The following is a 13,733-nucleotide window of genomic DNA, read 5'->3' as shown; positions in this document are numbered from 1 at the left end:
GACCATGAGATATCGCACCAGAGTGACGGCCCCCGCGGCCGCCCTGATCGGTACGGCCGCGGCACTGACCGTGGGGGGAGCGGCCCAGGCGACGCCACGGGACGGGGGCACCCCGGGCGCAGAGACCCTCGGCGACTCCGTCTTCCCGGCCCTCGGCAACGACGGCTACCGCGTCTCGGCCTACCACCTCGACCTCGCCTACGACGCCACGACCAAGCTCGTCGAGGCCACCGCCACCCTCAGGATCCGCGCCACCCAGCCGCTCAGCCGGTTCTCCCTGGACTGCCTCGGCCTGGACGTGCACGCCGTCCGCGTCGGCGGCCGCTCCGCCTCCTTCGAGCAGGCCGAAGAGAAGCTGCGGATCACGCCCGCCCGGCCGCTGCCCGACAAGTCCCGGGTGACGGTCTGCGTGGAGTACACGGCCGATCCGGCCCGCTCCCTCCCGCACACCGCCTGGGTCGTCACCCCGGACGGCTTCGCGATCTGCCCGCAGCCGAACTCCGCGCACACCGTCTTCCCCTGCAACGACCACCCCTCGGACAAGGCGGACTTCACCTTCCGCGTCACCGTCCCCGGCGGACTGCGGGGCGTCGCCAACGGCCTCCTCTGCGGTACCGAGAGCCTCGACGGGGGCCGTACCGCCTACACGTACGAGTCCCGTGAGCCGATGGCCACGGAGCTGGTGCAGATCACGGTCGGCGACTACGTCGTCAAGGAGCGGCCGGGCCCGAACGGCCTGCCGCTGCGGGACATCGTGCCGACGGCCCGCGCCGCCGCACTGGAGCCCGCGCTCGCGCTCACGCCCGGGCTCGTGGAGTGGATCGAGCAGCGCCTCGGGGCGTTCCCCTTCGAGACGTACGGCCTGCTGCCCTGCAACTCCGACAGCCCGACCGCCTTCGACTTCACGGGTCTGGAGACCCAGACCCTCACCCTGTACAAGCCGAACTTCCTGCTCCAGGAGGAGAAGAAGATCGGCTCGCACATGATGCACGAGCTGGTGCACTCCTGGTTCGGCAACATGGTCAGCCCCGCGAACTGGGCCGACCTGTGGCTCAACGAGGGCCACGCCGACTACTACGGACTGCTGTACCGCTACGAGCGCGGCTGGACCGACTCGCTCGGCTACAGCACGTTCGAGGACCGCATGAAGTGGACGTACGGCGTCGGCGACCAGTGGCGGCACGACTCCGGCCCGGTCGCCGCGCCCAACGAGGTCAACCTCTTCGACAACCAGCGCTACACGGGCGGCGTCCTCGTCCTGTACGCGCTGCGCCAGGTCGTCGGCGAGGACGTCTTCCACGCCGTCGAGTGCGCCTTCCTGGACCGGTACCGGGGCTCCTCGGCGACGACGGAGGACTACATCGCCGTCGCCTCGGAGGTCTCCGGCCAGGACCTGACCGGCTTCCTGCGGGACTGGCTCTACGGCACCAAGACCCCGCGGATGCCCGGCCACCCGGACTGGACGGTCACGCCGGTCAGCTCCTCGCTCGCCACCCCGCACAGCCGCCGGGGCGGGCACTGGCACGAGAACTCGGCGACCCTCTGAGCCGTCAGTCGAGGTGGGCGACGTGCGCGTCGCCCACCTGCCCGGCGCTGCGCTGCTGCGGGATGCTCACCGAGCCCTGCTGCAGCGCCACCGTCCGGGCGGGCGCCGGGATGCGGATGCCCTCCTGGGCGTAGCGCCGGTGCAGTCGCTTGATGAACTCGTGCTTGATCCGGAACTGGTCGCTGAACTCGCCGACTCCGAGGATCACCGTGAAGCCGATCCGGGAGTCGCCGAAGGTGTGGAAACGCACCAGCGGCTCGTGGTCGGTGACGGCGCCGTCGATCTCCTTCATCACCTCGGCGACGACCTCGCAGGTGACGCGTTCGACGTGCTCCAGGTCGCTGTCGTAGGCGACGCCGACCTGGACGGTGATCGTCAGCTTCTGCTCGGGGCGCATGAAGTTGGTCATGTTGGCCTTGGCGAGCTCCCCGTTGGGGATGACGATCAGGTTGTTGGAGAGCGCGCGCACGGTCGTCTGACGCCAGTTGATGTCCTCGACGTAGCCCTCCTCGCCGCTGCTCAGCTGGATGTAGTCACCGGGCTGCACGGTCTTGGAGGCGAGGATGTGGATGCCCGCGAAGAGGTTGGCGAGGGTGTCCTGAAGGGCGAGGGCGACCGCCAGACCGCCGACGCCCAGGGCGGTGAGCATCGGGGCGATCGAGATGCCCAGCGTCTGCAGCACCACCAGGAAGCCGATCGCCAGGACCAGGACCCGGGTGATGTTCACGAAGATCGTGGCGGACCCCGCGACCCCGGAGCGGGACTGGGTGACCGCGCGCACCAGTCCGGCGATCACCCGGGCCGCCGTCAGCGTCACGACGAAGATGAGTACGACGGTGAGCGACTGGTTCACATGCTTCTGGACGGTCCTCGTCAGCGGCAGTATCCCGCCCGCGGACGCGGCCCCGGCCAGGAACGCGGCCCACGGCACCACCGTGCGCAGCGCGTCCACGATGACGTCGTCACCGCTCCAGCGGGTCCGGTCGGCGTGCTTGCCCAGCCACCGCATCAGCACGCGCAGCAGGAACGCGGCCAACAGGCCCGCGCCCAGCGCGATTCCGGCGAGGACCAGGTCGTCCACGGTGAGCGCTCGGTTCACCGGTTACCTCCAATTTCGGGATGTGCAACCGCTCATCCTGCCGCATGCGTACGGAAGTTCGTACTCGCTGCCGGGGGAGCCTGGCGCGTTCCGATCGTCAAAGGACTCGCCGAACGACTCGCCAAAGGACTCGTCATACGTCCCGTTACAGGTCGTTGAAGGACCCGTGCCGTCCCGCCCCGGAGGCGAACCGCGCCGCACCCTCCAGGCCCTGTGCCAACACGTCCATCCCGTGACGGAGTTCGCCGCGCATCGCCTCCTCCTCCGGCAGCCCCTCCTGCTCCAGCGCCGACGCCCGGTCGCCGCGCAGGCACGCCTGCGGGAAACGGGCGATCTCCGCGGCCAGTTCCTCCGCCGCGGTGCGGGCCGTGCCGGTGGGCACGAGGCGGTTGGCCAGCCCCATCCCGTACGCCTCCCGCGCCGGGACCGGACGGCCCGTCAGGATCATGTCCAGCGCCCGGCTCTGCCCGATGAGCCGGGGCAGCCGCACCGTGCCCCCGTCGATCAGCGGCACACCCCAGCGCCGGCAGAACACGCCGAAGACCGCGTCCTCCTCAGCGACCCGCAGATCGCACCACAGGGCCAGTTCCAGACCGCCCGCGACGGCGTGCCCGGCGACCGCGGCGATCACCGGCTTGGACAGCCGCAGCCGCGTCGGGCCCATCGGGCCGTCGCCGTCCTCCGCGACCCGGTTCCCCCGCTCCGTGCCGACGGCCTTGAGGTCGGCGCCCGCGCAGAACGTGCCGCCCTCACCCCACAGCACCGCCACCCGCGCCTGCTCGTCCGCCTCGAACTCCCGGAACGCGGCGACCAGTTCGGCGGCCGTCGGGCCGTCGACAGCGTTGCGTGCCTCGGGGCGGGAGAGGACGACCGTGGTGACGTGTCCCTGGCGCTCGGTCCGGACCGGCATGCTGGGTCCCCTTTTCCTGTGCGAGGCTGATGTCGCGTACAGAGGGAGTGTTCCTGATGGCAGGCGAAGGCGCTGACCTCCCGGTCGCCGTCGTGACCGGGGCCAACCGCGGTATCGGGTACGAGGTGGTACGACAGCTCGCCGACCGGCGCCACCGCGTGGTCCTCGGCTCGCGCGACCTCGACAAGGGGCGTGCCGCGGCGGCCCGCCTCGACCCGGGCGGCGAGCGGGTGACCGCCGTCCGGCTCGACGTCGCCGACGCGGAGAGCGTGGCCGCGATGGCCGACCGGGTGACCCGCGAGCAGGGCCGCGTGGACGTGGTCGTCAACAACGCGGCGATCCTCTACGACACCTGGGCGCAGGCCCGGTCCGCCGATCTGGCCGAGGTCCAACAGGCCCTGGACACCAATCTGTTCGGTGCCTGGCGGGTCACCCAGGCGCTGCTTCCGCTGTTGCGGCGCAGCTCGCACGCCCGGGTGGTCATGGTGAGCAGCGAGGGCGGCTCCCTGCACGCGATGAGCGGCGGCACCCCGGCCTACAGCGTCTCCAAGGCCGCCCTCAACGCCCTCACCCGTCTGCTGGCCGGGGAGCTCGGCCGGGACGGAGTGCTGGTCAACGCGGTCTGCCCGGGCTGGGTCGCCACCGACATGGGCGGCCGGGGCGGCCGGCCCGTGGCCGAGGGCGCGGCGGGCGTCGTGTGGGCGGCCACGCTGCCCGACGGAGGCCCGACCGGCGGCTTCTTCCGGGACGGCGAGCCGCTCGCCTGGTAGGGCGTTCGCTCCCGGGCTCAGATCACCTTCAGCCGCACCAGGGCCCCCAGGGTCAGCGCACCCGGCACCAGCGGCAGCCACACCGTGATGATCCGGTAGGCGAGCACCACCGCCGTCGCCACGGCCGCCGGGCCGCCCGCCGCCACCAGGGCCACCACCAGCGCCGCCTCCACCGAGCCGAGCCCGCCGGGCGTCGGCACCAGCGCGACCGCGACCGTCGCGGCCAGATACGCCACGGCCATGTGCACCGGAGGCACCGGCAGCCCCAGCGACATGCCGACCAGGACGAGCCCGGCCGCCTGCAGCGCGGGGAAGGCGAGCGAGCCGCCCCACAGGGCGAGGGCCCGGGACGGGCGGGCGTGCACCGAGCGCAGCTCGCCCAGCGCCGTACGCAGGAAGGACAGCGCGGCCGTGCGCAGCCGCCGTACCAGGACCAGGACGGTGACGGCGAGGACCGCGACCGCCGCGACGGTGAGCAGCAGTGGGGCCGTCGCGTCCGGCGGCACCAGGCTGCCGAAGCGCAGCGCGTCGGGGAACGCGAGCAGCAGCGCGACCAGCAGGGCCACCCGGGTGACCGACTCCGCCAGCAGGTACAGGGCGAGGGCGGCCGAGGAACGGGCCAGCGGAATGCCGCACACGGTCATGAACCGCAGGTTGACCGCCCCCGCGCCGAGGCCGGTGGGCAGCAGGTGGTTGGCGGAGCCCGCGGCGAACTGGGTGGCCAGGAGCCGCCGCCTCGGCAGCCGGTCGACGACCGCGCCCTGCCGGGTGAAGGCGGCGGCCACCCAGGTCAGACAGGTGGCGGCGACCGCGGCCAGCAGCCACGGCCAGTCGGCCGAGCGCAGATGGCCGAAACCCTCGGCGAGGACGTCACGGTGCCGCACGGCGACGACGGTGACCAGCAGGAGCGGAAGCAGGCACAGGACCTGGCGGACCGGGACGCGACGGGGGAACCGTCCCGGAGGAAGGGAGCCGTGGGGAACTTCAACCGCAGTCACACCGGGAGAGGGTTTCCGCGCCGCGCCAACTGCGGGTTGCGGGATCGCGGACAGCGGCTTACGGACGGGAAGCGGGTGGGGAGGCAGGGCCATGAGGTCCTTCGGGGCAGGGGACGATGCGGCGGGAGTGTTGACCTCAACGACGCTCGAGGTTCTACGTTCTCTCCCATGAGCATGGAAACCACAGCGTGGACACAGCTGCACAGTGTCATGACCGCCCAGCAGGAGCGCCGACCCGTGGCGCGCGCCACGCTGCGCCGTATCGGCGCGTTCGCCCGTCCGCACCGCGCCCGCATCGCACAGTTCGTGCTCCTCGGGGTGGTGACCGCGCTGCTGGCCGTGGCGACCCCCGTGCTCGCCGGGCATGTCGTGAACGCGATCGTGTCGCACGGCGACCGGAGCACCGTCGTACGCCTCGCCCTGCTCATCGCGCTCATCGCGGTCGCGGAGGCGGCGCTCGGGATTCTCGGCCGGAGGCTCTCGGCGTCGCTCGGGGAGGGGCTCATCCTCGATCTGCGGACGGCTGTGTTCGATCATGTGCAGCGGATGCCGGTCGCGTTCTTCACACGCACACGTACGGGAGCGCTGGTCTCCCGACTCAACAACGACGTCATCGGCGCCCAGCGCGCCTTCAGCAACACCCTGTCCGGCGTGGTCAGCAACCTGGTCACCCTCGTGCTCACGCTCGCCGTCATGCTCACCCTGTCCTGGCAGATCACGCTGCTGGCGCTGCTGCTCCTGCCGGCGTTCGTGATCCCGGCCCGGCGCATGGGCAGCCGCATGGCCCGTATGCAGCGCGAGGCGGCCACCCTGAACGCGGCCATGGGCACCCGTATGACCGAGCGTTTCTCCGCTCCCGGCGCCACCCTGGTCAAGCTCTTCGGACGCCCGGAGCAGGAGTCGGTGGAGTTCGCGGCACGCGCCCGCCGGGTCGCGGAGATCGGCGTGCGCACCGCCACGGCCCAGTCCGTGTTCATCACCGCGCTCACCCTGGTGTCCTCCCTCGCACTGGCCCTCGTCTACGGCCTGGGCGGCTGGTTCGCCCTGCGCGGCAGCCTGGAGCCGGGTGCCGTCGTCTCCCTCGCCCTGCTGCTGACCCGCATGTACGCGCCGCTCACCGCGCTCGCCGGGGCCCGTGTCGAGGTGATGAGCGCGCTGGTCAGCTTCGAGCGGGTCTTCGAGGTGCTCGACCTGAAGCCGCTCATCGTGGAGAAGCCGGGGGCGCGGGAGGTCCCCGAGGGCCCGGTCTCCGTGGAGTTCGACGCGGTCCGCTTCGCCTACCCGTCCGCCGACAAGGTCTCCCTGGCCTCGCTGGAGGAGGTCGCGTCCCTGGACACCAGGGGCGGCGCCGAGGTCCTGCACGGCATCTCCTTCCGCGCCGAACCCGGCCAGACCGTGGCGCTCGTCGGCTCCTCCGGCGCCGGCAAGTCGACCATCGCGCAGCTGCTGCCGCGCCTGTACGACGTCGACGAGGGCGCCGTGCGCATCGGCGGCGTGGACGTCCGCGACCTGAGCGCCGGTTCGCTGCGCGCCACCCTCGGCATGGTCACCCAGGACGGCCACCTCTTCCACGACACCGTCCGCGCCAACCTGCTGCTGGCCCGCCCGGAGGCGGCCGAGGCCGACCTGTGGGACGCCCTGCGTCGCTCCCGCCTCGACGACCTGGTCCGCTCGCTGCCCGACGGTCTGGACACGGTCGTCGGTGAGCGCGGCTACCGCCTGTCCGGCGGCGAGCGCCAGCGCATGACCATCGCCCGCCTGCTGCTGGCCCGCCAGCGCGTCGTCATCCTCGACGAGGCCACCGCCCACCTCGACAACACCTCCGAGGCCGCCGTCCAGGAGGCGCTGACCGAGGCATTGGCGGGCCGGACCGCGGTCGTGATCGCGCACCGGCTGTCGACCGTGCGGGCCGCGGACATGATCCTGGTGATCGAGGACGGGCGGGTCCTGGAGCGCGGCACCCACGAGGAACTGCTGCTGGCCGGCGGCCGGTACGCCGAGCTGTACCGCACCCAGTTCGACGAGCGCGGCGGTGAGGGCGGCGCGCCGGAGGTCGAGGTGGTCGCGTAGCGACGGCGTCGGCCCCGGGGACGGCATCGCCGCCCCCGGGGCCGTGTGTCGTGAGGCCGCTAGGACTGCAGGACCGGCTCGTCCCGCTTGCGGCTCACCCGCTGGCGGACCAGGGCGAAGGCCACCACGCCCAGCGCCACCAGCGTGGACAGGACCACCTGGTCGCGTCCGCCGCCGTCGGCGGTGTCGGTCAGCATGTACCCCAGCACGAAGGTGATCAGGGCGATCGTGGCCCAGGTCAGGTAGGGGTACAGCCACATCCGCACGACGAGCTTCTCCGGCGACTCCCGCTGGATGATCTTCCGCATCCGCAGCTGGGAGAAGCAGATCACCAGCCAGACGAAGAGCGCGATCGCACCGGAGGCGTTGAGCAGGAACTGGAAGACGGTGTCCGGCCACAGGTAGTTGAAGGCGACCGCGACGAAGCCGAAGACCACCGAGGCCAGGATCGCCGTGCGCGGCACACCGCGCTGCGTGGTGCGGGCGAAGGAGGCCGGGGCGTCACTGCGTCCGCCGAGCGAGAAGGCCATGCGGGAGGCGGTGTACAGGCCGGAGTTGAGGCAGGACAGCACCGAGGTCAGCACGATCGCGTTCATGATCTGCGCGGCGTGCGGGATGCCGATGGAGCTGAGCGCGGCGACGTAGGAACCGTCCTTGAGGATCGCCGGGTCGTCCCAGCGCAGCAGCGACACCACGACCAGGATCGAGCCCAGGTAGAACACCGCGATCCGCCAGATCACGCTGTTGGTGGCCTTGGTGACCGCGCCCCGCGGGTCCTGGGACTCACCGGCCGCGAGCGTGACGATCTCGCTGCCCATGAAGGAGAAGACCACCATCAGCACGCCGGTGAGGATCGCGCCCGGACCGTGCGGCAGGAATCCGCCGTGCGCGGTGAGGTAGGAGAAGCCGGACGCCGGGTGGTCCGAGCCGGGCAGCAGACCGAAGATCGCGAGGCCGCCCAGCACGATGAACGCGGCGATGGCGACGACCTTGATGCCGGCGAACCAGAACTCGAACTCGCCGTAGGAGCTGACCGAGGCGAGGTTGGAGGCGGTCAGGACCAGCATGACGATCAGGGCCCAGCCCCACTGCGGTACCGCCGGCACCCAGCCCGCCAGGATCTTGGCCCCGGCGGTCGCCTCGACGGCGAGCACCACGACCCAGAAGAACCAGTACAGCCAGCCGATGGTGAAGCCGGCCCAGCGGCCGAGCGCCCGGTCGGCGTAGGCGGAGAAGGAGCCGGACGTCGGGTTGGCGGCGGCCATCTCGCCCAGCATGCGCATCACGAGGACGACGAGGACGCCGACGAGCGCGTACGAGACGAGGATGCCGGGGCCGGCGGCGGCGATGCCGGAGCCGGAGCCGACGAACAGGCCGGCGCCGATGACACCGCCGATGGCGATCATCGACAGGTGGCGGTTCTTGAGGCCCGGCTTCAGGCCGGGCTCGGAGGGCGGACTCTGGGTGAGCGTTGAGGTCATCGCGACATCCATGAGAGGAGTGGGGACGGTGACCCGGAAATTAGTTCAGTACGATCCAAAAGAACAAGACTTGTTTAACTGTTCATCATGCTCTATTTTGCGTGCAACGCGGAGCCGCTACGTCCGTAGGAGCCCCCATGCACATCTCACGCGGGCCGTGACCCCGCTCAGCAGGCGGTTAAGGTGACGTCGTGGCCAAGGCAGCGGGCAAGTTCGTCTCCGGGGTGCTCGACGTCCGCGTCCTGCCCGGCAGGGGACAGACAGGATCGGAGCTCGTCCGTTCACGCATCGCCCTGCGGGTGCGCCTGAGGTCCGAGCCGCCGGGGGAACGGCTGCCGGACGTCGGCGTCCTGGCCGAGGAACTCGGCATCGGCGAGATCACCGTGCGCCGGGCCCTGGAGGGCATGTGCCAGGACGGTCTGCTCGACCGCCGGCGGGGCCGGGCCGGGGGAACCTTCGTCGCACAGGACTGGGACACCGTCGTTGCCGTGATGCACGACCCCGACGAGGCTGCCTCGCTGGACGCCGTGCACGCGCTCCTGGAGTGCGGGCTCGTCTCCCACGCCGTCGGCGAGGTGCCGCAGGACCGGCTCGACGGACTGCGGGCGCTGACCGACGAACTGGACCGCACCGACGTACCGGACCGCCTGCTCGAACTGGAGACCCGCTTCCACCTCGACCTCGCCGAGGCGCTCGGCGGCCCCGGCATCCGCGAGTTCGCCGCCGACCTGCTCGGCCGCCAGTGCCTGCTGCTGCCCGCCCCGACCCCCGAGGTCGTACGGGCGCGCAACCGCCACCACACCGACCTGCTCGACGAACTCGCCCGCGGCGCCATGGCCCCGGCGGTGGCCGCGGTCAAGGCCCACCGCGACGCCGGAACGGTCTGAGCCCCGCCCGCGACCCCGACCTCCGCACCGACCCCGCACAAGGAGCCGCCGTCATGCCCGACCGGAGAACCGCCGGCCCGCCCCAGCGGCTGCGCGGCGGCGTCCTCGGCATGGCGGACATCGCCGCCGCCACCATGGCCAACGTCGGCCCGGCCATGAGCTTCTTCTTCGGCTTCGCGTTCCTCGCCACCACAGCGGGTGTCGCCTCCCCGCTGACGATCCTCGCCGCGGGCGTGGCCGTCGCGCTGCTCGGCAACACCCTCGCCCAGTTCTCCCGGGCGCACCCCTCCGCGGGCAGCTTCATCACCTTCGTCGGCAAGACCTTCGGCCCGGTCAGCGCCGTGACCACCGCCCTGCTGGCCGGCCTCGGCTACATCATCGCGATGGCCTCGGTCATCGCCATCTCGGGCGGCTTCGTGCAGATCACCCTGCACCACTACACCGGCGTCGACATCCCCTGGATCATCTGGACCCTGCTGCTGACCGGCGCCTCGGTGGTGCTGATGCTGCGTGGCATCGTCGTCTCCACGAAGTGGGCCGGCTACTTCTTCGCCGTGGAGATGCTGGTCCTCGTCGTGGTCTCGGTCGCGGCGCTCGTCGAACACCGCGGCAACCTGTCGGCCGCGCCCTTCCTGCCCGACCACATCCACCACGGCCTCAAGGGCCTGGCCGCCGGCTTCCCGCTCGCCGTGTACCTCTTCGTCGGCTGGGAGAACTCCGCCGCCCTCGCCGAGGAGACGGAGAACCCGCGGCGCAACGTCGGCCGCGCCGTGTTCTCCTCGGTGGGCATCATGACGGCGAGCTACATCCTCTTCTCCTACGCCACCGTCACCGGCTTCGACTACGACGTCCAGCGGCTCGGCGACTCGGCCATCCCCTTCATCGACGTCGCCCACGACACTCTCGGCGCGCTGGCCTTCCTCGCCTACGTCGGCGGCCTTACCTCGACCCTCGGCGTGCTCATCGCCGGCATCAACTCCCAGGCCCGACTGGTCTTCAACGCCGGACGTGAGGGACTGCTGCCGTCCTTCTTCGGCTACGTCCACCCCGTGCGCCGTACGCCGAACAACGCGATCGTCACCTTCGCCGTCACCGCCCTGCTGATCATCGGCGGCTGGGGCCTCGGCCACCTGATCGGGGCCGACGGCGGCCCGATGGACCCCGTGGTCTTCTTCACCGAGTCCTCGACCCTGGGCACGATCCTGATCCTGGTGGTCTACCTGGCCTCCAACATCGCCCTCCCCTTCTACTACCGGCGCTACCGGCCGCAGGAGTTCCGCACGGTCCGCCACCTGGTGCTGCCCGCGCTCGGCGTCCTGGCGATCCTGGTGCCGCTGTACTACCTGGCCAAGCCCGGCCAGCCGGCGCCGTACAACTGGTTCCCGGTCGCGGCGCTCGCGGCCCTGCTCCTGGCCGTCGGCTACGCGGCCCTCCTGGTCCGCCGCGACCCGGGCCTGGCGGAAAGGGTCGGTTCCGTCGTCGCGGACGTGGAGTGAGTGAGCCGACGTGGGTCAAAGCGACGTGGTGTGGACCGACGCGGCGTGAAGTGCCCTCCGCACCCTGACGGTGGAGTGCGCCGAAGGAGCGCGTGAACGGGAGTGTGGACGAGAACCCGCAGGTGAGAGCTTCTTCGAGGGGATCGGACGGCGGTGAGGCGTCCGCCGGAGCGGTTGCAGGGCCTGTCGGGGCTTCCCACTGTGAGCCCGAGAAGGGTGTGTCCCACAGCCCTTGAAAGGAATCTGCATGTCCCCCCTCGTAGTATCCCGCGGACTGCTCCTGCCGTCCGTCGTCTGCGCCGCGCTGGTCCTCGGCGGCGCAGGCACCGCCGCCGCCACGACCGGCCCTCGAACCGCAGCCACCGACACCGCCGTCGCGCAGCCCTCCGTCCCGGGGGCGCCGACGACCGACGGGGCGGCGGACGTCGGCCGTCGCCTCGACGAGGCGAAGCGGCTGCCCGGCACCGAAGGGCTCCACCCCTTGCTCGGTGTGCTGACCGACCTCAATGACCGACGCGGCGAGCGGCTCGGCACGGACGAGGTGACCGCCTACCGCAAGGCGGTCGAAACGGCGTCCGCCCCGCTCGTACGGGAGCTGCGAGACCGGTCCGGAACGGCCGCCGACGGCACGACACGGGCGGGAGCGCGCGCCGCCGACCCGATCTCGGACGCCCTGGCCCAGATCCAGACGGCGGTCCAGGACCTGCTCAAGGCCCTGGGCTCGCTCGACCTGGGCTCCGCCCTCGACGCCGTGACGGGCGCGCTGTCGCCGGTACTCTCCCTGGTCACCGGCCTCCTGGGCGGCGGACTGCCCTCGCTGCCGGCCACCGAGTAGCCGGTCCAGGACGGAGGAAAGACGGGGCGGACCGCTCACGGGGCGGTCCGCCCCTCCCGCGTGCCCCGGGGTGCGGCGAAAGCGAAGTGCCTTCGCGGGCAGGGGCCGGCCGGACCCGGACCGAAACGCGCGAAGTCAGGACGATGACATGCCTCGTGTTACCGTGGTGCGTTTGCGTGGTCCTCGCGCCGGCCGGTCCAGTGCGTCCGGTTCCACCTGTGCGTGGGCTCTTCGATCCTGGCGGGCCTTCCTCGGTACGTTCCTCTACGGAAGGCTGTTCATGACGCGCCCCGACGACTCCTTCGCCGACCTCGGACTGCCGGTCGAGGTGCTGCAAACACTCAGCGCGCTCGGGCTGCGCAACCCCTTCCCGATCCAGGCCGCCACGCTGCCCGACGCCCTGAAGGGGCGCCACGTCCTGGGACGCGGGCGCACCGGATCGGGCAAGACGCTGGCCTTCGGCCTGCCGCTGCTGACCCGTACGGCCGGGCGGCGCGCCGAACCGAAGCAGCCCCTCGCCCTGGTCCTCGTGCCCACCCGCGAACTGGCCCAGCAGGTCACCGAGGCGCTGACGCCGTACGCCGAGGCCCTGCGGCTGCGGATGGCCACGGTCGTCGGTGGCATGTCGATCGGCCGGCAGATCGCCGCGCTGCGCCAGGGAGCCGAAGTGGTCGTGGCAACCCCCGGGCGCCTGCACGACCTGATCGAGCGCAACGCCTGCCGCCTGGGACGGGTGAGGATCACCGTGCTGGACGAGGCCGACCAGATGTGCGACCTGGGATTCCTGCCGCAGGTGGTCGACCTGCTCGACCAGGTGCATCCCGACGGCCAGCGGATGCTGTTCTCGGCCACTTTGGATCACGACGTCGACCAGCTGGTCCACCGCTACCTCCACGACCCCGTCGTCCACTCGGTCGACCCGTCGGCGGGCACGGTCACGACGATGGAGCACCACGTCCTGGTCGTCCACGGTCCCGACCGCTACGCCGTCACCACGGAGATCGCCGCCCGCGACGGCCGCGTCCTGCTGTTCCTCGACACCAAGCACTCCGTCGACCTGCTCACCCGCCATCTGCGGGCCAACGGGGTGCATGCCGGGGCCCTGCACAGCGGCAAGTCCCAGCCGCAGCGCACCCGGACACTGGCGCAGTTCAGGGACGGCCACATCAGCGTTCTGGTGGCGACCGACGTGGCGGCCCGTGGCCTGCACGTCGACGACCTCGATCTCGTGGTCAACGTCGATCCGCCCACCGACCCCAAGGACTATGTGCACCGGGCGGGCCGCACCGCCCGCGCCGGTGAGTCCGGCAGCGTGGTCACCCTCGTGCTGTCGGCCCAGCGCCGGGAGACGAGTCGCATGCTGGCCGAGGCCGGCGTCGAGGCGACCGTCACCAAGGTGCGCTCGGGCGAGGCGGAACTGAGCCGGATCACGGGCGCCAAGGCCCCCTCCGGGACCCCGCTCGACGGCGGCCCCGCCGTCCCCCGGCCCAAGAACGCCAACCTGCCCTTCCGTGGCCTCGGCACCAGCAAGGACAACTCCCGCGGCGCAGGCGGCAAGTCCCGAAAGGCCGGCGAGGCACGCAAGCTGGCCGAAGCCCGCAGGGCCGCCCTCGTGCGGCGCAACGGCTGAGACGCGTCGCC

11 protein-coding genes are annotated in these 13,733 nt (G+C 71.7%); 7 read left to right on the top strand and 4 right to left on the bottom strand.

Going from position 1 to position 13,733, the window contains the following annotated elements:
• The first annotated feature begins 4 nt into the window (after nt 1-4).
• Complete coding sequence (locus tag ACIGDI_RS15290) at nt 5-1,546, top strand: M1 family metallopeptidase (RefSeq protein ID WP_399895915.1); 1,542 nt, start codon at nt 5-7, stop codon at nt 1,544-1,546.
• Between the two features lie 4 nt (nt 1,547-1,550).
• Here ACIGDI_RS15290 and ACIGDI_RS15285 read toward each other — a convergent pair whose 3' ends face one another.
• Nucleotides 1,551-2,645: a mechanosensitive ion channel family protein gene (locus ACIGDI_RS15285; RefSeq protein ID WP_399895911.1), complete on the bottom strand. Its 1,095-nt coding sequence runs from the start codon at nt 2,643-2,645 to the stop codon at nt 1,551-1,553.
• A 145-nt stretch (nt 2,646-2,790) separates the two neighbouring features.
• Complete coding sequence (locus tag ACIGDI_RS15280) at nt 2,791-3,555, bottom strand: crotonase/enoyl-CoA hydratase family protein (RefSeq protein ID WP_399895909.1); 765 nt, start codon at nt 3,553-3,555, stop codon at nt 2,791-2,793.
• A 56-nt stretch (nt 3,556-3,611) separates the two neighbouring features.
• On the opposite strand from ACIGDI_RS15280, the gene ACIGDI_RS15275 reads away from it, so the two are divergent.
• A complete protein-coding gene (locus ACIGDI_RS15275) occupies nt 3,612-4,325 on the top strand; it encodes an SDR family oxidoreductase (protein WP_399895906.1) in 714 nt (237 codons plus the stop codon).
• A gap of 17 nt (nt 4,326-4,342) precedes the next feature.
• Here the strand turns inward: ACIGDI_RS15275 and ACIGDI_RS15270 are convergent, their stop codons facing one another.
• Nucleotides 4,343-5,323, bottom strand: coding sequence for a YbhN family protein (locus tag ACIGDI_RS15270; protein ID WP_399895904.1), 981 nt, complete (start codon nt 5,321-5,323; stop codon nt 4,343-4,345).
• Between the two features lie 174 nt (nt 5,324-5,497).
• Between ACIGDI_RS15270 and ACIGDI_RS15265 the strand changes: the two genes are divergently transcribed.
• Complete coding sequence (locus ACIGDI_RS15265; RefSeq protein ID WP_390627348.1) at nt 5,498-7,393, top strand: ABC transporter ATP-binding protein; 1,896 nt, start codon at nt 5,498-5,500, stop codon at nt 7,391-7,393.
• Between the two features lie 59 nt (nt 7,394-7,452).
• On the opposite strand, the gene ACIGDI_RS15260 is transcribed toward ACIGDI_RS15265, so the two are convergent.
• Nucleotides 7,453-8,874 (bottom strand): amino acid permease, encoded by a 1,422-nt coding sequence (locus tag ACIGDI_RS15260; protein WP_399895901.1) that lies wholly within the window; start codon nt 8,872-8,874, stop codon nt 7,453-7,455.
• A gap of 191 nt (nt 8,875-9,065) precedes the next feature.
• Between ACIGDI_RS15260 and ACIGDI_RS15255 the strand changes: the two genes are divergently transcribed.
• The 4 genes from ACIGDI_RS15255 (at nt 9,066) to ACIGDI_RS15240 (ending at nt 13,722) form a co-directional block, all read left to right on the top strand.
• On the top strand, nt 9,066-9,761 hold the full coding sequence (locus tag ACIGDI_RS15255) for a FadR/GntR family transcriptional regulator (RefSeq protein WP_399895898.1): 696 nt from the start codon (nt 9,066-9,068) through the stop codon (nt 9,759-9,761).
• Between the two features lie 53 nt (nt 9,762-9,814).
• Nucleotides 9,815-11,257, top strand: a complete 1,443-nt coding sequence (locus tag ACIGDI_RS15250; RefSeq protein ID WP_200701295.1) for an APC family permease — start codon at nt 9,815-9,817, stop codon at nt 11,255-11,257.
• A 247-nt stretch (nt 11,258-11,504) separates the two neighbouring features.
• Nucleotides 11,505-12,092, top strand: coding sequence for a hypothetical protein (locus ACIGDI_RS15245; RefSeq protein ID WP_399895895.1), 588 nt, complete (start codon nt 11,505-11,507; stop codon nt 12,090-12,092).
• A gap of 280 nt (nt 12,093-12,372) precedes the next feature.
• On the top strand, nt 12,373-13,722 hold the full coding sequence (locus ACIGDI_RS15240; RefSeq protein ID WP_399895893.1) for a DEAD/DEAH box helicase: 1,350 nt from the start codon (nt 12,373-12,375) through the stop codon (nt 13,720-13,722).
• Nucleotides 13,723-13,733 lie beyond the last annotated feature (11 nt).

The sequence above is a fragment of the Streptomyces sp. NPDC085900 genome (genome assembly GCF_044540925.1).
GTDB classification, from domain to species: domain Bacteria; phylum Actinomycetota; class Actinomycetes; order Streptomycetales; family Streptomycetaceae; genus Streptomyces; species Streptomyces gilvifuscus.
Note: the sequence above shows the minus strand (reverse complement) of the source record. Positions and strands in the feature narration are given on the sequence as shown.

Bases quoted from the DNA above. Each gene is read 5' to 3' on its own strand.
- ACIGDI_RS15275 (WP_399895906.1), top strand. From the start codon at position 3,612: ATGGCAGGCGAAGGCGCTGACCTCCCGGTCGCCGTCGTGACCGGGGCC.
- ACIGDI_RS15280 (WP_399895909.1), bottom strand. From the start codon at position 3,555: ATGCCGGTCCGGACCGAGCGCCAGGGACACGTCACCACGGTCGTCCTC.
- ACIGDI_RS15290 (WP_399895915.1), top strand. From the start codon at position 5: ATGAGATATCGCACCAGAGTGACGGCCCCCGCGGCCGCCCTGATCGGT.
- ACIGDI_RS15240 (WP_399895893.1), top strand. From the start codon at position 12,373: ATGACGCGCCCCGACGACTCCTTCGCCGACCTCGGACTGCCGGTCGAG.
- ACIGDI_RS15245 (WP_399895895.1), top strand. From the start codon at position 11,505: ATGTCCCCCCTCGTAGTATCCCGCGGACTGCTCCTGCCGTCCGTCGTC.
- ACIGDI_RS15265 (WP_390627348.1), top strand. From the start codon at position 5,498: ATGGAAACCACAGCGTGGACACAGCTGCACAGTGTCATGACCGCCCAG.
- ACIGDI_RS15260 (WP_399895901.1), bottom strand. From the start codon at position 8,874: ATGACCTCAACGCTCACCCAGAGTCCGCCCTCCGAGCCCGGCCTGAAG.
- ACIGDI_RS15250 (WP_200701295.1), top strand. From the start codon at position 9,815: ATGCCCGACCGGAGAACCGCCGGCCCGCCCCAGCGGCTGCGCGGCGGC.